Raw genomic sequence first — 20,134 nt, forward strand, 5'->3', positions numbered from 1 at the left:
TATCACTCCTTTATGCTTTTTATTTCTTTTCGTCCCCTGTGTAATTCAATTTTCACTTTCGCTAATGAGAAACCAGTCATTTCTGCTATTTCCTTATAGGAGAATCCATAGTAATCTCGTAGTAGCAGGGCATTTCGTCTTTCGAGCGGAAGAGAAGATAAACTGTCTAACCAACTAGCAATCTCATGTTTTACGAAATATTCATGTTCTGTACTTGGCACGTTTGGTAAATGGAATTCTTCCACTGTAGTTGTGTTATACTTTTTTTCTTTTCGATACCAATCGATAAAGGCGTTGTAGGCTATTGTAAATAACCACGGCCTAATTTCTTCTCCTTTATAATAATCAATATGGACGAGCATTCGGTAAAAGGTTTCTTGCATGAGATCTTCCGCATAGTGGGAATCTCCGGTTAGGGAGAGAAGATAGCGAAATAAATCTTGCATATGCTCGGAGTAAATGTCTTCTAATGATTGTTTGCGTTTCACTACATTTCCCTCCCTTCATACATAACAACGAAATACATATAAAAAAGTTACAATTTTTTATGGAATTATAGTAAAAAACGTCAAGAATTGGATAGGATTCTCTTTTATCATAATACATATAAGGCGGGTGAACAGAGATGGAAAGCTATGAAACACAAATTCAAAGGTCAATTGATTATATTGAGGAAGATGTAATGGAAAAACAGACGCTGCGTAATTTAGCACGTATTGCAGGTTTTTCTGAGTCGCATTTTCATCGTGTATTTCAGGCATTAGTAGGTGATACAGTAATGGAGTATGTTCGAAAGCGGAGGTTAGCCCGGGCAGCTTATCAACTTTCTCATACGGATGAAAAAGTTATTGATATCGCATTTGAGCATGGCTTTCAATCTCACGAAACGTTCACGAGAGCCTTTAAGAAATTATTTCAAATGACCCCGAGTGAATATCGAAAACAAGAAATTGAAACACCGATGTATTACAGCGTGAATGTAAAGCAAAGAAAATTAAATCCGTATTTAGGAGGCATACAAATGGAATATCGTATTGTAAATAAACCAGAATTTTTAATGGCAGGTTATGAACTGAAGACGACAAGTAAAGAAGGGAAAAACCATCAAGACATCCCAGCATTTTGGCAAGAATATTTACAAAAAGATCTTGGAACAACGATTCCGAATCGTAAAGATACGAGCCAATGGGTAGAGCTTGGATTATGTACTGATTTTAATTTAGAAACAGGGGACTTCACTTATATTATTGGAATGGAAGTTACAGACTTTGAAAATGTACCAAATGAAATTGCAAAGCGTACTTTCCCTGCAGCAACATATGCAGTATTTACAACGCCGAAAGTTCCTCATAAAGAAATGGTATCGTCTATTCACCAAACTTGGAATGCAGTATTCTCAGAATGGTTCCCACATTCAGGGTATGAACATTGCGGAGTTACAGAGTTTGAACTGTACGATGAGCGTTGCCACGAAGATAAGAGTGAGTTTGCACAAGTAGAGCTTTGGATACCGGTGAAGAAAAAATAATAAGGTAAGAGCGAATCATTGGGAGATGGTTCGCTTTTTCATAAAAGGAGAAATGGGAAAATGTTCAAAAAACTAGAATGTGTATCTATACATACGAAAGATATAGAAAGATCAGTTTCTTTCTATAAAGAAATGGGAATGAAGCAAAACTGGATGATAGAAAGAGAACTAGAAGAAGGAGCTATTTGGACGTTAATAGGATTGAAATTTCCAGATGAGAAAAGTTCGGAGTTAGTAATAAGCAATCATCCGGATATTAATTTTACGGAAGTCGAAGTATTAGTAGAAGATGTACAACAAACGTATGAGAGTTTAAAAGATAATAAAGATGTAAAGTGGATTCGCGAACCATTTCCAACAGAATCAGGACATGTTGCAGTAATGGAAGCACCTGATGAGAATGTGTTTGTGTTAGTAGGGAAATAGCTGAAATATGGAGTGACCTTTCATAGTGAGTTATGAAGGGTTATTTTTACTTTGTATAGTAGTAGAGGAAGTAGGTTAGTATTGTCGATTTTTGTCGGTAAGTCGATATATCTAGAAAATCGCTGATATATTTTGAATTGCGCCGATATATTTCGGAAATCGCTGATATAATTTGAGTTGCGCCGATATATTCAAAAAATCGCCGATATAATTTCATATACCGCTAAAACACCTCAAAAAAAACGATCTGCATAATTTCAATTACCGCAAAACTCTCCCAGAAAAGAAAAAAAGACGCCACATAGCGTCTTTCCTACGAACGAAACGGAAACACAAGAATAATCGTCGTTCCTTTTCCGAGTGCACTATCAACGGAAATTGTCCCGTTATGAGCATGAACGAGCTGTTTTGTAATGGCTAGGCCAAGTCCAGTTCCAATGTTGCTTTCTTCTGTGTTTGTTCCGCGGTAATATCGTTCAAATAGAAGTTCTTTCGTTTTTTCATCCATTCCTTTTCCATCATCTGAAATGGAGAGTGTAAAGGAATTAGCGTTTTGTGATAGTTTTACGATGACAGTAGTTGTTTCGTTATTATGTTTTACCGCGTTTACGAGTAAGTTTTCGATAATACGCTGGAACCATTTTTCTTCAATGAAATATTGAATTTTATTTGAGCTCGGTACGAATTCAATATTTTGATTTTGGAGTGTTGGATTGTTAATAAATTGCAATAATACTTTTTGAACGAACTGATTGATTTCAACGTTTACGTGTTGGGCAGGAAGGCTGTTATTTTTTAATTGATACGTTAAGCTTAAATCATCAATTAATGTCGTCATATATTGAGATTTCTCTTTCATAACACTACCAAATTGCTGAATATCACGATCAGTCCAGTTATATTGATTCGATTCGAGTAATAATGCGTAGCCATATATAGAGCTAAGTGGTGTTTTTAAATCATGCGTTAGACCGGTAATCCATTCTTCTCGTGTTTGCTGGAGTACTTGCCTCATCGCATCATTTTTTTTGAGTGTAATAGAAAGGTGTTCTAGTGAACTTGTTACATCTCTAAACAAACGGAATGACCATTTTTCTTTACCAGATCGCCGGAACCTGACAGGTTTTCCTTTTTTACTAATAGGTTCTTCATACTTTCCACCAGCGATATTTTTTAGCCAGCGCATCGCATGTAATAACGGTTTTCCGAATTTATTACCGTACCAAATAGAAAGAATGACTAAATAAACAAATACGATAAGAAGGATTAATCCGCATCCGATGAGAAACTTCTTAGTAAATACATCTTCAATTTCGTCATCTGGATAGTAGTGCTCATTTTTTGCAGTTACAACGAGAAGGTTGCCACTATTTGCATCGTAAAAGCTAGACGTGTTTTCTTTATGATTCCACGGTTCTTTTTCATTAAGGGCAATTTGTATTGCTGAAAATGTTTTTTTCTTTCCAGTTGGATAGGAAAAAACCTCTTCGCCATTTTGATTAAATATTTGAAGTGTTGCTTTTTCTTTAGATAGTAACTGTTTTTCTTGGTCTGTTAATGCGAACGAATCCATCGTTAAAGAGGAATGCTCCTTTTGAATTGCTGTCAGTAACGCATTGCTTTTTAACATACCACCATAAATAACAAGTGCTTTCTTTTCTTCTAATTCAATTTCCCAATATGTAAATTTATAATTGCTTTCGATATGATGTTGTATATATGCGACTAAAGATGTCTTCGTATAAGCATCCGGAATATCATTTGGTGTATTAAAGTGGTAGAGGATTTTTCCGTTTTCATCTACAACTTGGAGCCAATCATTTTTCTCCTTTATTAAATCTTGCACTTCAGATTGTAACGAAATATGCCCATCTTCTGAAGAGATGTATCTTGAAATTGTAAAACTATCAGAATCTGGAATGTTAGGTTCGTATAAAGTACTAGTAAGAAGAAAAATTAAATAAGTAAAAGCAGCAACTACAGCGATAAGTAATGTAACTAAAACAAAAACGTGTTGCATGATAAATTGAATAATAAGTCGTTTATTAAAATTCATATCGTCACCCTACTTTGTAACGAACTTATAACCAAGCCCGCGAACGGTTTTTATATATTCTGGTTTACTTGGATCATGTTCAATTTTTTCACGTAGTTTTCGAATGTGGACCATAACAGTGTTGTCATCGCCATTATAGGCAGGTGCTCCCCAAACTTTTTCATATATTTCCTCTTTCGAAAATACGTAGTTCGGATTCTCGCAAAAGAAGAGTAGTAGTTGAAAGAGTTGAGCAGAACATTCGACAATGTGCCCATCTACTGTTAGTTCTGCAGAGTGCTGATCAATTTCAAATCTTCCAAATGAAATTGAGTGTGGTTTTTGTTCGTGTGGTACGGTTTGTTTCATATGTCTCCGAAGCTGTGCTTTCATACGTGCTACTACTTCTAATGGATTAAATGGTTTCGTAATATAATCATCTGCACCGTATGAAAATCCGGATATTTTATCTAAATCAGATGCTTTTGCTGATAGGAAGAAAATTGGACAATCTGTTTGTTGGCGAATGATTGGACAAATATCAAAACCAGATTGTCCAGGAAGCATTACATCTAAAATAATTAAATCGTAATTGTTTTGCTTAGTTAGAGATAAAGCCATTTCAGCTGATGTTGCAGTTGTAATATGAGAAAAGCCTTCTTTTTCAAGAATGGTAGTTAGTAATTGTAAAATTGCTGTTTCATCATCAACGAGTAAAATATTTGCTTGGTACATAAACATCCCTCCTAATTTTCTCGAATATCATATCATCATTTTGTAACTTATGGAATTTTTAAGGAAATTTTAAGGTTTTCTTTCGCAAAAAATTAAGAATCAAATGATATGATAAAAGTAACATAGGGGAGGAGATGAGTGTGAACCCGTTTCAAGTGATGCGAACTAGATATTTTTTAATTGTATTTGCACTATTAATTTTAATAGCGAGAAGTAGTGGCGATTTGCTAACAAGTATATTTCATATACAAAATTCTTCTTTTATAAATATCCTTATATTCTATATCCTTCCGATGGTATGGATTTCTTATGAGTATAGAAAGCATCACATTTCATTTTCATTATTTGTTAATAAAAATGAAACATTTAACTTGGTACAAGTTTTATACATTACGGTTATGTTATGCATGTTTAGTTACGGGTATCTTATTTTGTATATGTATAGTTTTGCATGGATTACACCGGACTTTATTATGAACGCCCTGCATGAACCAATTGTAGATAGTACTGGGGGATATGTATCTCAAGTCATTAGGGTCGTATTCATCGCACCAATTATCGGGGAATTTGTTTTTCGCGGATTTTTACTTCAACGTTTTGCAACAAAATGGGGAACGAGCATAGCGACCATCGTTGTAGCAATATTGTTTGCGTTGTTACATGTTGATTTCCTCGGTGCAGCCATATTCAGCATCGTATTGTCAATCGTATATATTCGTACGAAAAGTTTACTCATGCCAATTGCAATACATATGTTAAACAATGCATTTGTAATAGGTGCGTCTTTTCTAATAAGTAGAGAAAAAATTATTAGTTTTGCCGATTTCTCAAATTATACGACATTCTTTCCTGGACTTATTATTTTTATAACAGGATTAAACTTAGTACTTATCTTTTTATTTGTTAATCGCAAATATTGGAGTAAAGAAGTGCCGGTTATATATGCAGAGCAGGAAAAGAGCTTTTCAGATGTAGTCGGGAGTAAATAAGATGAAGAAGACGGTTGAAAAAATATTAAAAGACATTATAGATTCTACGTCTATTACAGATATGTGTGATAAAAGCGTTTGTCATTGGCTTCAACCTGTAGTAGATACGATTGTGTTTCCAGAGTATTACTTATTTTCTAGTACTCATTTAAAAGAAAATATTATTTCTCTTCTTATTGTGTTCGGGGTTTTACTAATATTTGGTCTAATTGTAGAAGAAATGATGAAGCGCATCTTCAAAAAGAATGAAGAGAAGTATATGTGGATTCATAAAGTATTCGAGAAAGTAATGGTGGCTTTCCTTTTGTTTTATGGTATAAAAACAATCATTTACTTTATAGCTTTGAAACATCATTAATTCGAAATTTGAAAGGGATGTATAAAATTATATGAATGAAACGATATCATCAAATAAGTTTTTTTATTTGATTTTACTTAGTCTAGTGTTAATAACGACAGTGAATGTTATTTTGCGCTGGGAGGAAGCTTATTTTTTCATGTATTTAGCGCTCCATTTGCTAGGGATTTTATGTATAAGTGGTGGAGTCGTTACTGAAAAAAAGAATGAAGAAAGCGTTAACTATATGTGTGTGATCGGTCTTGTTTTACTTTTAGCCGTACAGGGTATTATGAAATATAGTTCTTTCTCTTTACAAGATTTTAGTTTATTAATAGATGTACTTCCTTAAAGAGGCTTTTTATTTTATCTAAAAAGGAAGTAGGGTACGTGTTGGTTTGTAAGTGTACGGATTGTGAACCGAAGAAAGTGTTTAAAGATAGGTAAAACTCTTCTTATGTAGAAGAGTTTTTTTATGTAAATAAAAAGATCCAGAGCAATTCACATAATAAGCTTGTTCTAATTTAGCGCGTACGAACTTACAATAATAATAGACAGGCAGCATAGAGGAGGGAATAGCGTGAAGAAGGTTATCGGTTGGTCGCTTTTTTTGTACGTTGGATTTGCGTTACTTATATATTGGTATTTATTTGGATGGAATCATGAACTTATTCCGGACATGTATAAGGGAACGAGTGCAGATCCAGAAACGTTTATGAGTACGAGAGAGCTTACACTAAGCCAAGATTATTCGCGCGTGAAAAATTTACTATACTTTTTAGCGACGCCTCTTGAATGGATTATTTTATTATTTGTACTTGTGCTAGGTATTTCAAGAAAGTTTGAGAAATGGTCGAAGGAAACGACTAAAATAAGTGTTTTGCAAGTTGCGATTTATTTCTTTTATTTATCATTACTGACAACAGTGCTTGCCTTACCGATGCAATGGATTGGCCGGAAAGTGTCCGTTGATTACGGCATTTCAACACAAAGTACACAAAGTTGGATAAAAGATCATGTTATCGGTTTTTGGGAAAGTTATGCGACTATGTTAATCGTAGTTACCGTTCTATTATGGCTTATCCGTAAATTTCCGAAGAGATGGTGGCTCGCAGGATGGGCGCTCTCTGTTCCATTTACAATCTTTTTAACATTCATACAGCCTGTCGTTATTGATCCGCTTTATAACGACTTCTCGACGCTGAAAAATAAAGAATTAGAAACGAAAATTTTAGCGATAGCAGACAAAGCGGACATTCCTGCTAAACACGTATATGAAGTAAACATGTCAGAAAAAACGAATGCATTAAATGCTTACGTAACAGGAATTGGTCCTAACGCCCGTATTGTAATGTGGGATACAACGCTTAAGCAGTTAAAAGATAAAGAGATTTTATTTATAATGGCTCATGAAATGGGGCATTATGTTATGAAACATATATATTTTGGCGTTGCAAGTTATGTATTGCTATCGTTTATAGGTATGTTTTTAATTAGTCGTATTATAAATATGTGTATTCGCAAATGGGGAGATACATTGCAAATTTCAAAAGTAGCATGTTTCTCCATTTTACCTTTATTTTTCTTAATTTCCTCTATACTCTCTTTTGCAGCACAACCAGCAACAAACTACGTTTCACGTATAGAAGAAAGAGCTGCAGATCAATATGCTTTAAATATGACGAAGGACGGGAAATCTGGTGTGAAAACTTTTCAATATTTATCAAAAACAAGTTTAAGCCAAGTAAATCCGCCTGCGTTAGTAAAATTTTTCTTATACACGCACCCACCAATTTTTGAAAGAATTCATACGTTTGAACAATATGAGAAACAAAGCAAAAAGGAGTAGCATGATAGCTACTTCTTTTTTTATAGGGATAGAAGTTTGATATTGGGAATATTTATCATTGCTTTTTATTGCGATTTTGTAAATAATAAGCTATAAAATTCTAAAAATCTATATATAAAGGAATAAAGGTGGAAAAATGTATTTTTTACAAAATTTAAAAGTGAAATATAAATTATTAGCGCTTATTTCATTAGCAGTTTTAGGTATGGTAATTATGAGCAGTGTAGCAATTAATTCTATTAATAAGATTAAGCACGATACAGAGGTTGTAGTAGATGATTATCAATATTCTGCAATTTTATTAGAAGGAATGCTTCGTACACAAAATTCATTAGAATATAACTTACTAGAATTAATTACGGCATCACAAAATGAAGTGGCAAATAAAGAGGGGATAATTGATAATATTGAAAAGGATCTTAAAAAATATGATTCTTTATTAAAAGAATATGATGATGGTTTTAATTTAAGTAAGCAAGAGGATGAACTATTTCAGAAGATGAAGAAATCTTTACCAAGTTATAAAGATACATATAAAAAATTATTTGAAAAGGCGAAGGCAACAAACGAGCCACAAATGGTAAATGAATTTCAGAAGGAATTAAAACCGAAGGGAATAGAGTTAGCTGGTTATGCAGTGGATCTAGAATCGTATGTTTCAAATTTAGCTGACCAAGTATTTAAAGATTCTCAAAAAATGATTGATCGTTCCGTTATTACCTTTATCATTCTTGTAGTAGTTACTACAATCGTTATATGTATAGTAAGTTATATTATTAGCAAGCTCATAGTTGCTCCTTTACAAACGGTTAGTCGTATGATGGAAAGAGCGAAAGAAGGAGATTTAACCGTACATGGTGATTATACTGCTAAGGATGAATTAGGTGTATTAGTAAGTAATTTTAACGAGATGATTGCAGGGCTAAGAACAAATATGCAAGAAGTAGAGAATAATATTCAGCTTTTATTCCAACATGCAGACGGAGTAGTATCTGCATCAGAAGTATCTAGTAGTGCAGCGAAGAAAATCACTATGGATATTGAAGAAGTTGCAAATGGTGCAGAGAGTCAAATGCAAGCAATGGAACAAACTGCGGGTGCGATGGAAGAGTTGACGCAAGGAATGCAGAGTATAGTCAATACATCATCCTCTGTAAATGAATTATCTGCTCAATCAGCATTAGATGCAGAGAGTGGTAACAAATTAATGAAACAAATGATTCAACAGATGGATACAATCCAAAATTCGGTACATAGCGGTGTGAAACAAGTAGAGACTATGAAAGAACAATCAGAAGAAATTGTTAAAATCATTGATGTTATGCAAGGTATTACCTCCCAGATTAACTTATTAGCATTAAACGCCGCAATTGAGGCTGCACGTGCTGGTGAAAGTGGTAGAGGATTTGCAATTGTGGCAGATGAAGTGCGGAAATTAGCAGAACAATCTAGTGATTCTGCAAAACAAATTGAGAATCTTATTACTCAAGTTATGGGAACAACGAACCATACGGTACATATGATGGGGAAAGTAGATAATGAGGTACAGGCAGGTACACAAGTAGTAATGCATACAGAAAAAGTATTTGGAACAATTACAGAAAAAGTACAGCAAGTATCTGAGCAAATTCAAACGGTATCTATGTCTACAGATGAAATTGCAGCGAGTAGTGAGGAAATCTCGGCTTCTGCAGAAGACATGGCTCAAATTTCCCAAAGATCATCTGACCGAACTGATAGGGTAAAAGAGTCTATTCAACAGCAAGAAAAATCTGTTCAAGAGATTTCGGTTTCAATTGAACATATGCATAACGCAGCAGGAAAATTAAAACAAATAGTTGCCCAATTTACTCTTCAAAAGTAGTAGCATATTTGAGTGTTAATAAATATAAAAAAATCATCCTCTTTTAAGAAAAAAGGATGATTTTTTTATCTCGTTATTTGCTGGGCAGTAAGACCCCCACCTCAAAATTCAGCGAAAAATGCTACCTCTGAAATATAAACCATGAATATAGTAATCTCCATTAGGCATCTCCTTTAGGTGCCAATAAAGGGAAGTTATAAAGTGAAAAGGAGTTTATAAAGAGATTGTAGAATGTTTTAGTATATAACACCTTAGATGTGACAACTTCCTTTTTGAAAAAGAAAGAAGGGGGTATAAAGCAGAAAGGTAGTGGAAATATTTCTTCTAGAAGATTTGCATTTTATCTTACATTCACAAAAAAATAGTACTCCTGAAACAATGAAGTTCATTTTATTTGAATGAAATAGGGAGAGAGGATAATGAAGAAAAAAATATTGGGTGTAATGATGATTGCGACAATGGCAGGAGGTATATTTGCAGGGGCGAATGTGACGCCTGTAAAAGCGGAAGAGTATCCACAAATGATTGTGTTTGAAGATGTTCCATACGGATTTTGGGCATATGATGCTATTATGGATTTAGCGTATCATAAAATTATATTAGGGTATGGAAACGGGAAGTATGGTGTTGGCGATCTTATAACACGTGAACAAGTAGCTGGGACTATTTACAGAACACTTGAGATAAAAGAAGAAGGGCCAGTAGCGAATCCATATAAAGATGTTTCTGATAGTACAACCACTTTTAAAAAGGAAATTTTAGCGTTAACAAAACGTGGTGTTTTTACAGGGGATGGCCAAGGGGATTTTAGGCCGAAAGCACCAATCTCTAGAGCGGAAATGGCTGTCATTTTAAAACGAGCATTTAATTTTGAAACGAAACAAAAACATACATTTAAAGATATTCCAAAAGGTCACTGGGCAGAAGATGCAATTAGTGCGTTACAATCTAATAATGTTGTGAGAGGAACTGGGAATGGCATGTATGAATTAAATCGCCCTGTACCTAGAGAACAATATGCTCAGTTTATTAATAATGCGATTATTAATTATCATTTGAAAGAGGATTGGAAGTAGAGTGAAATATGAAAGCACAAATAGAAAAATTTGTGCTTTTTTGTTTGTTTAAAAAAGAATTATTATTCGTATTTATGTATTTTTATGGTTATAAACAAGCTTTATAATCAACCCGATGAAAAAGACATGATGTGTAATATGATTCACAAAACCGTCACGAAATGTGTCGGAAAATATATTGTCACTATACCATTTATTCTGTATATTTTTAAAAAAACATATACATATTGGGGAGATAATTTGATGAGCAAAAAATTATTAAAAACAGCTACAGCATTAACAATTATCGGTGGGGTGTTATTCTCAGCAGAGAGTAATAGTGTAAAAGCGGAAAGTGCACCGTTGCAAAAAGCAAATACAATTGTATTTAAAGATGTACCAAAAGGACATTGGGCATATGAGGCAATTCATGAATTAGCGGAACAAGAAATAATTTTGGGATATGGCGATGGAATATTCGGTTTTGGGGATAATGTAACACGTGAGCAAGTTGCAGCTTTAATTTACCGTGTGTTTGATATGGAAGAACAAGATGAATATGAAAACCCATATGGAGATATCGATGAAAATTCAACAAGCTTTATCGAGGAGATATTGGCTCTAACGGAAATCGGAATTTTCCAGGGAGACGAGAATGGAAACTTTAGACCGAAGGCGACGTTAACGCGTGCGGAAATGGCACAAGTTCTTACGAATGCTTTTGACCTACAGGCAAAGGGATCTCATAACTTTAATGATGTTTCAGCAAATTCATGGGCAACGAATGCAATTAGTGCAGTACAAACAAATGGTATTACAATGGGAATCGGAGAAGGTAAATTCGGTCCGTCTATGAAGGTAACGAGAGAACAATACGCACAGTTTTTACATAGAGCAATATTGCATGATATGGAACAAGGGCAGTAATAAAGTTTAACTAGTCAAAGTGAAATTCAAAAATAATACAAAAAGGTCGTTGTTGTATAACAGCGGCCTTTTTTGTATGAAATAAAGCGCGAAAGAATGGCGTTTTGAAAAAAAAACGAAATGAATTTTCAAAAAAAACTTCCTTTTCTGAAGATTTGTTATATAATATAAAACATGAAATCAAATCTGTTATAAAACAGTTTAAGAAGGGGATGCTAATATGTCGACGCAAACTTCACGGGTTACACTCGTTGGAGAAATGTTACCAGCGTACAGCGAAATATTGACACCTGAGGTGCTTAGTTTTTTGAAGGAACTACATGAGAATTTTAATGAGCGCCGCATAGAACTTTTACAAAAACGTGTAGAAAAACAAAAGAGAATTGATGCAGGGGAGTTTCCGAAGTTTCTAGAAGAAACAAAACACATACGTGAAGCGGATTGGACAATTGCCAAGCTGCCAAAAGACTTAGAGGATCGCCGTGTAGAGATTACTGGACCGGTAGATAGAAAGATGGTCATTAACGCTTTAAATTCAGGAGCGCATCTTTTTATGGCGGATTTTGAAGATTCGAATTCACCAACTTGGGAAAATGCAGTGGAAGGCCAAATCAATTTACGAGATGCAGTAAAGGGAACGATTTCACATGAAAATGATAAAGGGAAAGAATATAGATTAAATGAGAAAACAGCTGTACTCATTGTACGTCCAAGAGGATGGCATTTAGAGGAAAAGCATATGCAAGTTGATGGGAAAAATATGTCGGGTAGCTTAGTAGACTTCGGCTTGTACTTTTTCCATAATGCGAAAGCTCTTTTAGCAAAAGGGAGCGGCCCATACTTTTACTTACCGAAAATGGAAAGTTATTTAGAAGCGAGATTATGGAATGATGTATTCGTATTTGCTCAAAAATATATCGGCATTCCAAATGGAACGATTAAAGCAACTGTGTTACTGGAAACGATTCACGCTTCGTTTGAAATGGATGAAATTTTGTATGAGCTAAAAGATCATTCTGCTGGCTTAAACTGCGGAAGATGGGATTATATTTTTAGCTTTTTAAAGAGTTTCCGTAATCATAATAAATTCTTACTACCAGATAGAGCACAAGTCACGATGACGGCGCCATTTATGCGTTCGTATTCTTTGAAAGTAATTCAAACATGTCACCGCCGTAATGCACCAGCAATTGGAGGAATGGCGGCACAAATTCCGATTAAAAATAATCCAGAAGCAAATGAAGCAGCTTTTGAAAAAGTGCGTGCTGATAAGGAACGCGAAGCTTTAGACGGTCATGACGGGACTTGGGTTGCCCACCCTGGACTTGTACCGGTTGCAATGGAAGTGTTTAATCACATTATGAAAACACCAAATCAAATTTTTAGAAAACGTGAAGAAATATGTGTAACAGAAAGCGATTTACTAGAGGTACCGGTGGGAACGATTACAGAAGAGGGCCTTCGCATGAATATTAGCGTAGGTATTCAATATATTGCATCTTGGTTAAGCGGACGGGGAGCAGCACCCATTTATAACTTAATGGAAGATGCGGCAACAGCTGAAATTTCAAGAGCACAAGTATGGCAATGGATTCGTCATGAAGGTGGAAAACTAAATGATGGTCGTAATATTACGCTTGAATTAATGGAAGAATTAAAAGAAGAAGAATTAGCAAAAATAGAAAGAGAGATTGGTAAGGAAGCCTTTAAGAAAGGGAGATTCCAAGAGGCGACAACGTTGTTTACAAATCTCGTTCGAAATGATGAATTCGTACCATTTTTAACATTACCGGGTTATGAAATTTTATAAAAAATGAAAAGGGGATGGAACAAATGAAAAACGAAAGAATCGAGAAGTTACAAGAAAGCTGGGAATTAGATGAGCGTTGGAAAGGGATCACACGTCCATATTCGGCAGAAGATGTAATTCGCCTGCGCGGGTCAATTGATATTGAACATACGTTAGCGCGTCGTGGTGCTGAGAAGCTTTGGACATCGCTTCATACAGAAGACTATATTAACGCACTTGGCGCATTAACAGGAAACCAAGCGATGCAACAAGTAAAAGCTGGGTTAAAAGCGATTTACTTAAGTGGTTGGCAAGTAGCAGCTGATGCAAACCTTTCTGGGCATATGTATCCAGACCAAAGTTTATATCCAGCGAACAGCGTACCTGCTGTAGTAAAACGAATTAATCAAACGCTTCAACGTGCGGATCAAATTCAGCATATGGAAGGAAGCGATGATACAGACTATTTCGTACCGATTGTAGCAGATGCAGAAGCTGGATTTGGTGGGCAATTAAATGTATTCGAACTGATGAAAGGTATGATTGAAGCAGGTGCATCAGGTGTGCATTTTGAAGATCAATTATCTTCAGAGAAAAAATGTGGCCATTTAGGCGGAAAAGTACTACTACCAACGCAAACAGCAGTACGCAATTTAATTTCTGCACGCCTTGCAGCAGATGTAATGGGAGTGCCGACAATTATCGTTGCAAGAACAGATGCGGATGCAGCTGATTTAATTACGAGCGATATTGATCCTGTTGATAAAGCATTTATTACAGGAGAAAGAACACCAGAAGGATTTTACCGTACGAATGCAGGTCTTGATCAAGCAATTGCGCGCGGTTTAGCGTATGCACCGTACGCAGACCTCGTTTGGTGTGAAACGTCAGAACCAAATTTAGAAGATGCAAAACGATTTGCGGACGCAATTCATAAGGAGCATCCAGGGAAGCTACTTGCATATAACTGCTCACCTTCATTCAACTGGAAACAAAAACTAGATGAAAAAACAATTGCAAGCTTCCAAAAGGAAATCGCATCTTACGGTTACAAGTTCCAATTCGTAACACTTGCTGGATTCCATTCATTAAATTACGGTATGTTTGAACTAGCACGTGGCTATAAAGAGCGCGGCATGGCAGCATACTCTGAGCTACAACAAGCAGAATTCGCAGCTGAAAAACATGGCTACTCTGCAACACGTCATCAACGCGAAGTAGGAACAGGTTACTTTGATGAAGTGGCACAAGTGATTACAGGGGGAACTTCATCAACGACAGCGCTAAAAGGATCTACGGAAGAAGCACAGTTTACGAAATAAAAGGAAGGGGCACCTTTTTGAAAGGTGCCCCTTGTTATTTTCTAAACGATTCGAAAAGAGAGATTGAGTTGTCGGCAAAAAACGATACTAACTTTTCTTTATTACTAAATCAACTCCACTCAGCCCTATGATCACGAATAAACTTCATATCTTTCTCATAATGCTCTAGATGTCCTTCATCGATCATTCTTTGGAAATTCAAGTCGCCTTCTTGAGCTTTTCGTTTCATATATGTACATAACCCTTCTAATCGAAGCAACACCATTCCTAAGTAATCTTCATCCATATTTTTATCATAGGACTGAACGAACAAATTCACTCTCTCTTTAATACGATCTGCATGTTGCGATGAGTCATAATGAACGGCTTCACCGGATTCAGTATAATACACTCTACTTAAAGGCACACAAGTATAGAGTGTATAAGCGATATCCCATAGTCTTGGACCAGGAGCAGCAACATCGAAATCAATAATCCCTACTGGCTTCTCATTATTAAAAATAATGTTATATATGGCAAAATCATTGTGACATAAAACCTCAATGTTATTTGGAGTATGATCCATCGGTTTCCAATCAGCTAATAACGGAAAATCACTTACAGCATCATGGTAAAGGCGGAGCATCTTTGCTATTTCTTTTAATACATCATTAGATCGCATATATTCTTTTAAAGGATAATTGCCAGCTTCTCCTTCAATAAAGGATAAAATCTCTCTATCCTTTTCATCTACACCTAAAAACTTTGGAGCATAATGAAATCCTTTGTTTTCTAAATGTTGCAATAGCTTATGAATCTTTTCACTGTCTGGCTTTAACTCTCGCCGAACAGTATTTTCAGAACGATATACGCTTGAGACGTTTCCCCCTGTTAGCCTTTCTTCTTTAGCGTAGTTTGACATGTGAAAATTCCCCCTGTGATTAAAAAATCCAATTCCAAATAGTGAATAGACCAACAACGGCAGAAAAGAGAAGGGAAGCAAGCAATGCTAGACAGCCAAAAGGAACTAGCTTATCTTTCCATGTTTCTTTATACTCATAAATTAACTCCTCTGCTACTTTCTTCTGCACTGAAGATAAAGGTTGATCTTTATACAAACCTTTTATATGGTTAGAATCGCCTTTAAACTTTAAAGCACGTGCAATATGATGAGGACTATTTCCCATTGATTTTTCAAATAATAAACATGATTCATGCATAATACCTGTTTTATGCTCTTCTAGATACCAGTAACGTCCAGCCATTTCTGGATATTGTAATTTATAATAAATATCTCCGAGTTGTTTTCGAAGATGTAATTCATTTGGGTATGTAAAGATGAGGCCATGCAATCTATCTCTTGCTTTTCCAAGATTATTATTTTCAATATCCTCTTCAATTCTTTTTAATGTTTTTTTAGGAATTTTATTGGTCATAAACTCCTCCTTATTTAGAATAGAGATAATTATATTTTATAAGAAATACTAAAAATTAGAAATTCTATTTTCGAAAAAGATTGTACATTTTATTTTAATGTGCTATGATGATGTCAGTTGAATAGTTAAATTAAGCAATCCATATGTTATCAAGTGCTGAAAACGAACGAGAAAAAGTATGTGAGAACTAGTTTATGTTTCGTATTTGATAATGTGTGGATTCTTTTTTTAGACAGGAAGACTAAAAAATTTAAAATTTGTATTTTCTTAGGAGGAAATAATTATGGCAGTAACAGGACAAGTAAAATGGTTTAACAACGAAAAAGGTTTCGGTTTCATCGAAGTTCCAGGCGAAAACGACGTATTCGTACACTTCTCAGCAATCGAAACTGACGGTTTCAAATCTTTAGAAGAAGGTCAAAAAGTTAGCTTCGAAATCGAAGACGGTAACCGTGGACCTCAAGCTAAAAACGTAATCAAACTATAATTTTATAGTTGATGATGGAAAAAAGGATGGCTAATGCCATCCTTTTTTTGTTGTGGAGAAAGTTTTTTTAGAGCCTGTTTTTATATCTAAATCTCTTTTTCGATGTTACAACTGGTAAAAAATTATCTGGAATGCGTATTAGTTTCTGTAGAAGAATTAGTTCAGCAAGAGCATTTGCTGCGTATGATAGTAAATAACTATAAATTTGTATTCTCTGTTGAAATGGGGAAATCTTTTCCAGATAGACCTTGAGTAACATCTTTTTTGTTAGCGTTGTTGTTGGAATTTTGTACGTTTTGAGATGATGTTTCTAACAGTTGTTCTTGTTCCTTACTAGGGGTATTCAGAGCATCTGAGGGAATGCTATTAACCTGCTGATTTAATGGATTTTCTTTATCCATAGTATGCAACTCCTTTTTAGAATTCGATAAAAAGCAATGTAATTATAAATAGCTACTTATATATATTGTGTTTTTGAATGACATTATATACAAAACTTATATTACAAAGTTAACTAATTAACGAATTGTTAGTGATGGATAAAGATGTGCAAATTTGAATTTTTTAATAAAAATTAAAAGCGGATAACAAGTACAAATACTCTTTCTCATGTTTTATATAAGGATCATATTACAAATCAAAAAAGATGTAGAGAACCTTGGAAGAAAATATAGTCGTTTTTTAGGGGGAAGAAGAATAAATAAAATGATACTACAAATGTAAAAAGGCATTCCATAAAGGAAGGCCTTTTATTGTTCTTGCCCTGATTTTTTCTTCTCACGTTTTTTACATTCTGGACATTTTGATTTACGAAACGGTTTGGCAAAGAATAGCAGAATGAAAAATAAACCGAATATAATACTAGCTGAGTTTTTCACGATAATAACGCTACTATTTTTCATTTGAATCGATGGTTGGATCTCTTTTTCTTCCATAGTGGCCCTCCATATATTGGATTTACATTTTAATTATAGCAAAGTTAGTTGTTGTAATGATGTGAAATGAGGAATGGATAATAAATATTTATAGGTAGTATAAATGCTGTTTTTATAACTTTAAAATTAATTAATTTCTATATTGTGATTTTATTGTTTAACAAATGTTTGATAAATGATAAAAAATTGTAAAAAAGCGGAACTTGTAAGCTATTTCCTTTTCATAGATGCTAAAATTATATATGCAGCTGCTAATATAAATGGAAAAAAGGAGATAATGGAGTATGGAAAGTAAAGTGGAACGCTATGTCGAAAATTATGTTGTAACGAAAAATACGATGGCCTTACTTCCTGTTATTCTAAGTGAAAAGAAAATTGTTACGCGAGTCGTTGAAATGAATGATTCTTTTTTCGTATTTCAAAAACCTCTAGATATTATAGAAAGAAGTTGCCGCAAGCATGGCTCTAGTTTCTTAGGCAGAAAAGAAGGAACGAAAGAGTTAACTCATATTACACATAAAGCACCGATTGCGATTAGTCCAGCAGATCAACTTTATTTTTTCCCTACCTATTCTTACTCTAGAAAAGAGTGCGCTTGGTTGTCTCATTTTTATATTGAAAGTAATAAAGAATTAGAAGATGGAAATCTTATTATTAGATTTATAAATGGCTTTGCTGTGAAATTAGAAATATCAAAAACTAGTTTTGAAAATCAACAAAATCGTACAGCGAAATTACGTACTGAATATGAAGATCGTAGGAAAAAACAAGGGAATCCTTGTTTTAAAGAGGTCGATAAAAAAGAGGAATCAACATTAAGACCCGCTTATGAGAAGGTGTATTTTGTGAAGGAAGGCGAAGTGTGAAAGGATGGGGGAATCCCCATTCTTTTTTTGTTTGTCAGTCAGTCTTTGTAGATAAGGCGATATATTAGAAAAAACGAGTTGTAATTGATATATTTAGAAAATCACCAGTATAATTTCATTTACCGATAAAAACCGAAAAACAATCTAAATAACAAAATGAACGACACGTCCTGTCGAATATTGATAGATTATCATAGCTAAATAATGAAGGAATTCTTATGAAAGATATGGAAACTTTAATAAATACATCTCCGTATGTCGTATCTACCATTTCCTCTTTCATATAAGCAATGATACAGTAGGGATAGTATTTAGAGTAAAGGGGTAAAGTGTAGAATGGATTTTCAGACAATCAAAGAGTATTTTTCACCAGAAAATATGGATCATATTGTTGAGAGTTATAAAGCGTTCGGACCACTTCTTGGTATTGGTTTACCGATGATAGAGGCGTTGATTCCAGCATTACCGCTTATTGTATTTGTACTGGCGAATGCTGTTGCATTTGGCTTTTGGCTCGGTTTTCTTTATTCATGGCTTGGATCAGTAATGGGTGCATTACTTGTCTTTTTCATCATCCGCCATTTTGGTCGCAGTCGTTTCTTTTCGTTTGTAAATAAGCATGAGAGAGTACGAAAAGCAATGGGGTGGGTTGAAAGGAAAGGATTCGCACCGATTTTTGTTATATTTTGTTTTCCGTTTACACCGTCAGCGCTAATAAATGTTGTCGCTGGTTTATCCCGAATTAGTGTAAAACAGTTTGGTCTAGCGTTAGCATTCGGAAAACTTGTGATGATTTTTATTTTAACGTATATCGGTCATGATTTAATGTCATTTATTCATAATCCAGTGAAATCAGTTATTGTAGCGATTGGTATTTTTATTTTATGGTATGTCGGTAAGAAAATCGAAGTAAAGTTAGAACTACATTAAGAATAGTCTTCTTTGTAAAGGAAAGCTTCAGTATTAAAGGATAAGGGGAGAAGCAGATGAAGAAAACTTTGAAAAAAGAAGGCATAGAGTGGATACGAACAATTTTAATTGGTGTATTATTAGCTGTATTTTTTCGAACGTTTTTCTTTTCAACGTATGTTGTAGAGGGGAAGTCAATGATGCCGACATTGCAGGATGGCAATATGCTAGTTGTAAATAAGGTGAGTTATCAAGTTGGGGACTTGAACAGATTTGACGTTGTGGTATTTCATGCGAATAAAAAAGAGGACTATGTAAAGCGGGTTATCGGTTTACCTGGAGATCATATTGAATATAAGCAGGATAAGTTATATATAAACGGTCAATTTATTGATGAGCCGTATTTAGAGAAGTATAAGAAAGAGATAAATGGAAGGCAACTAACAGGCGACTTTACATTAGAAGAGTTAACGAAAGAAAAGCTGGTGCCACCCGGGTTTATTTTTGTAGTAGGTGATAACCGGCTCGGGAGCTGGGATAGTAGACACTTTGGCTTTGTAAAAGCTGATACAGTTGTCGGTAAAGTTGATTTGCGATATTGGCCAATTCAAGAGGTGCAAACGAATTTTTCAAAAGGTTGATATAATGAAGTAGAAGTATAGAAAA

General features: G+C 34.7%; 22 protein-coding genes and 1 pseudogene. 16 read left to right on the forward strand and 7 right to left on the reverse strand.

Annotated features, from left to right (window positions below):
* Positions 1–2: 2 nt before the first annotated feature.
* Positions 3–488 carry an RNA polymerase sigma factor gene (locus DN407_RS05565; protein ID WP_087948062.1) on the reverse strand — a complete coding sequence of 162 codons (486 nt, stop codon included), beginning with the start codon at positions 486–488 and terminating at the stop codon, positions 3–5.
* Between the two features lie 137 nt (positions 489–625).
* Between DN407_RS05565 and DN407_RS05575 the strand changes: the two genes are divergently transcribed.
* Together DN407_RS05575 and DN407_RS05580 are read left to right on the forward strand one after the other, a co-directional pair.
* Entirely contained in the window at positions 626–1,528 is a 903-nt protein-coding gene (locus DN407_RS05575) for an AraC family transcriptional regulator (protein ID WP_000446844.1), read from the forward strand.
* Positions 1,529–1,588: 60 nt separating this feature from the next.
* A complete protein-coding gene (locus DN407_RS05580; RefSeq protein ID WP_000473643.1) occupies positions 1,589–1,954 on the forward strand; it encodes a VOC family protein in 366 nt (121 codons plus the stop codon).
* A gap of 313 nt (positions 1,955–2,267) precedes the next feature.
* Here the strand turns inward: DN407_RS05580 and DN407_RS05585 are convergent, their stop codons facing one another.
* Both DN407_RS05585 and DN407_RS05590 read right to left on the reverse strand, forming a co-directional pair.
* Positions 2,268–4,010: a sensor histidine kinase gene (locus DN407_RS05585; RefSeq protein ID WP_149216095.1), complete on the reverse strand. Its 1,743-nt coding sequence runs from the start codon at positions 4,008–4,010 to the stop codon at positions 2,268–2,270.
* 9 nt (positions 4,011–4,019) lie between these two features.
* On the reverse strand, positions 4,020–4,724 hold the full coding sequence (locus DN407_RS05590) for a response regulator transcription factor (RefSeq protein WP_000283870.1): 705 nt from the start codon (positions 4,722–4,724) through the stop codon (positions 4,020–4,022).
* Between the two features lie 140 nt (positions 4,725–4,864).
* Here DN407_RS05590 and DN407_RS05595 point away from each other — a divergent pair, with 140 nt between their 5' ends.
* The 10 genes and pseudogenes from DN407_RS05595 (at position 4,865) to aceA (ending at position 14,856) form a co-directional block, all read left to right on the forward strand.
* On the forward strand, positions 4,865–5,713 hold the full coding sequence (locus DN407_RS05595) for a CPBP family intramembrane glutamic endopeptidase (RefSeq protein ID WP_149216096.1): 849 nt from the start codon (positions 4,865–4,867) through the stop codon (positions 5,711–5,713).
* 1 nt (position 5,714) lies between these two features.
* The gene (locus DN407_RS05600) at positions 5,715–6,071 is read left to right on the forward strand and encodes a hypothetical protein (protein ID WP_000754332.1); all 357 of its coding nucleotides are present in this window, start codon (positions 5,715–5,717) and stop codon (positions 6,069–6,071) included.
* 31 nt (positions 6,072–6,102) lie between these two features.
* Positions 6,103–6,402: a DUF2101 family protein gene (locus DN407_RS05605; protein ID WP_001006050.1), complete on the forward strand. Its 300-nt coding sequence runs from the start codon at positions 6,103–6,105 to the stop codon at positions 6,400–6,402.
* A 228-nt stretch (positions 6,403–6,630) separates the two neighbouring features.
* Positions 6,631–7,899 (forward strand): M48 family metallopeptidase, encoded by a 1,269-nt coding sequence (locus DN407_RS05610; protein WP_000755728.1) that lies wholly within the window; start codon positions 6,631–6,633, stop codon positions 7,897–7,899.
* A 136-nt stretch (positions 7,900–8,035) separates the two neighbouring features.
* A pseudogene (locus DN407_RS32895) lies at positions 8,036–8,815 on the forward strand (MCP four helix bundle domain-containing protein); the annotation flags it as partial.
* A gap of 156 nt (positions 8,816–8,971) precedes the next feature.
* Positions 8,972–9,763, forward strand: coding sequence for a methyl-accepting chemotaxis protein (locus DN407_RS32900; protein WP_404978265.1), 792 nt, complete (start codon positions 8,972–8,974; stop codon positions 9,761–9,763).
* 419 nt (positions 9,764–10,182) lie between these two features.
* Positions 10,183–10,839, forward strand: a complete 657-nt coding sequence (locus tag DN407_RS05620) for an S-layer homology domain-containing protein (RefSeq protein WP_000727094.1) — start codon at positions 10,183–10,185, stop codon at positions 10,837–10,839.
* Positions 10,840–10,977: 138 nt separating this feature from the next.
* Positions 10,978–11,745 (forward strand): S-layer homology domain-containing protein, encoded by a 768-nt coding sequence (locus DN407_RS05625; RefSeq protein ID WP_149216097.1) that lies wholly within the window; start codon positions 10,978–10,980, stop codon positions 11,743–11,745.
* A gap of 220 nt (positions 11,746–11,965) precedes the next feature.
* Positions 11,966–13,555, forward strand: a complete 1,590-nt coding sequence (gene aceB / locus DN407_RS05630; RefSeq protein WP_000107348.1) for a malate synthase A — start codon at positions 11,966–11,968, stop codon at positions 13,553–13,555.
* Between the two features lie 23 nt (positions 13,556–13,578).
* Positions 13,579–14,856: an isocitrate lyase gene (aceA, locus tag DN407_RS05635; RefSeq protein ID WP_000787346.1), complete on the forward strand. Its 1,278-nt coding sequence runs from the start codon at positions 13,579–13,581 to the stop codon at positions 14,854–14,856.
* A 109-nt stretch (positions 14,857–14,965) separates the two neighbouring features.
* Here the strand turns inward: aceA and DN407_RS05640 are convergent, their stop codons facing one another.
* Complete coding sequence (locus DN407_RS05640; protein WP_000073787.1) at positions 14,966–15,757, reverse strand: phosphotransferase; 792 nt, start codon at positions 15,755–15,757, stop codon at positions 14,966–14,968.
* 19 nt (positions 15,758–15,776) lie between these two features.
* The gene (locus DN407_RS05645) at positions 15,777–16,271 is read right to left on the reverse strand and encodes a DUF6584 family protein (RefSeq protein ID WP_000182386.1); all 495 of its coding nucleotides are present in this window, start codon (positions 16,269–16,271) and stop codon (positions 15,777–15,779) included.
* A gap of 283 nt (positions 16,272–16,554) precedes the next feature.
* Here DN407_RS05645 and cspA point away from each other — a divergent pair, with 283 nt between their 5' ends.
* Positions 16,555–16,758: an RNA chaperone/antiterminator CspA gene (gene cspA / locus DN407_RS05650; protein WP_000301518.1), complete on the forward strand. Its 204-nt coding sequence runs from the start codon at positions 16,555–16,557 to the stop codon at positions 16,756–16,758.
* A gap of 197 nt (positions 16,759–16,955) precedes the next feature.
* Here cspA and DN407_RS05655 read toward each other — a convergent pair whose 3' ends face one another.
* Both DN407_RS05655 and DN407_RS05660 read right to left on the reverse strand, forming a co-directional pair.
* On the reverse strand, positions 16,956–17,159 hold the full coding sequence (locus DN407_RS05655; RefSeq protein WP_000356922.1) for a hypothetical protein: 204 nt from the start codon (positions 17,157–17,159) through the stop codon (positions 16,956–16,958).
* 348 nt (positions 17,160–17,507) lie between these two features.
* Positions 17,508–17,693 carry a hypothetical protein gene (locus tag DN407_RS05660; RefSeq protein WP_000391373.1) on the reverse strand — a complete coding sequence of 62 codons (186 nt, stop codon included), beginning with the start codon at positions 17,691–17,693 and terminating at the stop codon, positions 17,508–17,510.
* A 284-nt stretch (positions 17,694–17,977) separates the two neighbouring features.
* On the opposite strand from DN407_RS05660, the gene DN407_RS05665 reads away from it, so the two are divergent.
* From DN407_RS05665 to lepB, 3 genes are all read left to right on the forward strand, one after another.
* Complete coding sequence (locus DN407_RS05665) at positions 17,978–18,559, forward strand: competence protein ComK (RefSeq protein ID WP_000444439.1); 582 nt, start codon at positions 17,978–17,980, stop codon at positions 18,557–18,559.
* A gap of 336 nt (positions 18,560–18,895) precedes the next feature.
* Positions 18,896–19,489, forward strand: a complete 594-nt coding sequence (locus DN407_RS05670) for a TVP38/TMEM64 family protein (RefSeq protein WP_000347518.1) — start codon at positions 18,896–18,898, stop codon at positions 19,487–19,489.
* A 56-nt stretch (positions 19,490–19,545) separates the two neighbouring features.
* Positions 19,546–20,109, forward strand: coding sequence for a signal peptidase I (gene lepB, locus DN407_RS05675; RefSeq protein WP_000751910.1), 564 nt, complete (start codon positions 19,546–19,548; stop codon positions 20,107–20,109).
* Positions 20,110–20,134 lie beyond the last annotated feature (25 nt).

Origin of the sequence: Bacillus sp. JAS24-2, assembly GCF_008274905.1 — a bacterium.
GTDB lineage: Bacteria > Bacillota > Bacilli > Bacillales > Bacillaceae_G > Bacillus_A > Bacillus_A cereus.

Bases quoted from the DNA above. Each gene is read 5' to 3' on its own strand.
- DN407_RS05640 (WP_000073787.1), bottom strand. From the start codon at position 15,757: ATGTCAAACTACGCTAAAGAAGAAAGGCTAACAGGGGGAAACGTCTCA.
- lepB (WP_000751910.1), top strand. From the start codon at position 19,546: ATGAAGAAAACTTTGAAAAAAGAAGGCATAGAGTGGATACGAACAATT.
- aceB (WP_000107348.1), top strand. From the start codon at position 11,966: ATGTCGACGCAAACTTCACGGGTTACACTCGTTGGAGAAATGTTACCA.
- DN407_RS05655 (WP_000356922.1), bottom strand. From the start codon at position 17,159: ATGGATAAAGAAAATCCATTAAATCAGCAGGTTAATAGCATTCCCTCA.
- aceA (WP_000787346.1), top strand. From the start codon at position 13,579: ATGAAAAACGAAAGAATCGAGAAGTTACAAGAAAGCTGGGAATTAGAT.
- DN407_RS05605 (WP_001006050.1), top strand. From the start codon at position 6,103: ATGAATGAAACGATATCATCAAATAAGTTTTTTTATTTGATTTTACTT.
- DN407_RS05660 (WP_000391373.1), bottom strand. From the start codon at position 17,693: ATGGAAGAAAAAGAGATCCAACCATCGATTCAAATGAAAAATAGTAGC.
- cspA (WP_000301518.1), top strand. From the start codon at position 16,555: ATGGCAGTAACAGGACAAGTAAAATGGTTTAACAACGAAAAAGGTTTC.
- DN407_RS05625 (WP_149216097.1), top strand. From the start codon at position 10,978: ATGATTCACAAAACCGTCACGAAATGTGTCGGAAAATATATTGTCACT.
- DN407_RS05645 (WP_000182386.1), bottom strand. From the start codon at position 16,271: ATGACCAATAAAATTCCTAAAAAAACATTAAAAAGAATTGAAGAGGAT.
- DN407_RS05590 (WP_000283870.1), bottom strand. From the start codon at position 4,724: ATGTACCAAGCAAATATTTTACTCGTTGATGATGAAACAGCAATTTTA.
- DN407_RS32900 (WP_404978265.1), top strand. From the start codon at position 8,972: ATGCAAGCAATGGAACAAACTGCGGGTGCGATGGAAGAGTTGACGCAA.
- DN407_RS05585 (WP_149216095.1), bottom strand. From the start codon at position 4,010: ATGAATTTTAATAAACGACTTATTATTCAATTTATCATGCAACACGTT.
- DN407_RS05665 (WP_000444439.1), top strand. From the start codon at position 17,978: ATGGAAAGTAAAGTGGAACGCTATGTCGAAAATTATGTTGTAACGAAA.
- DN407_RS05580 (WP_000473643.1), top strand. From the start codon at position 1,589: ATGTTCAAAAAACTAGAATGTGTATCTATACATACGAAAGATATAGAA.
- DN407_RS05670 (WP_000347518.1), top strand. From the start codon at position 18,896: ATGGATTTTCAGACAATCAAAGAGTATTTTTCACCAGAAAATATGGAT.
- DN407_RS05600 (WP_000754332.1), top strand. From the start codon at position 5,715: ATGAAGAAGACGGTTGAAAAAATATTAAAAGACATTATAGATTCTACG.
- DN407_RS05620 (WP_000727094.1), top strand. From the start codon at position 10,183: ATGAAGAAAAAAATATTGGGTGTAATGATGATTGCGACAATGGCAGGA.
- DN407_RS05575 (WP_000446844.1), top strand. From the start codon at position 626: ATGGAAAGCTATGAAACACAAATTCAAAGGTCAATTGATTATATTGAG.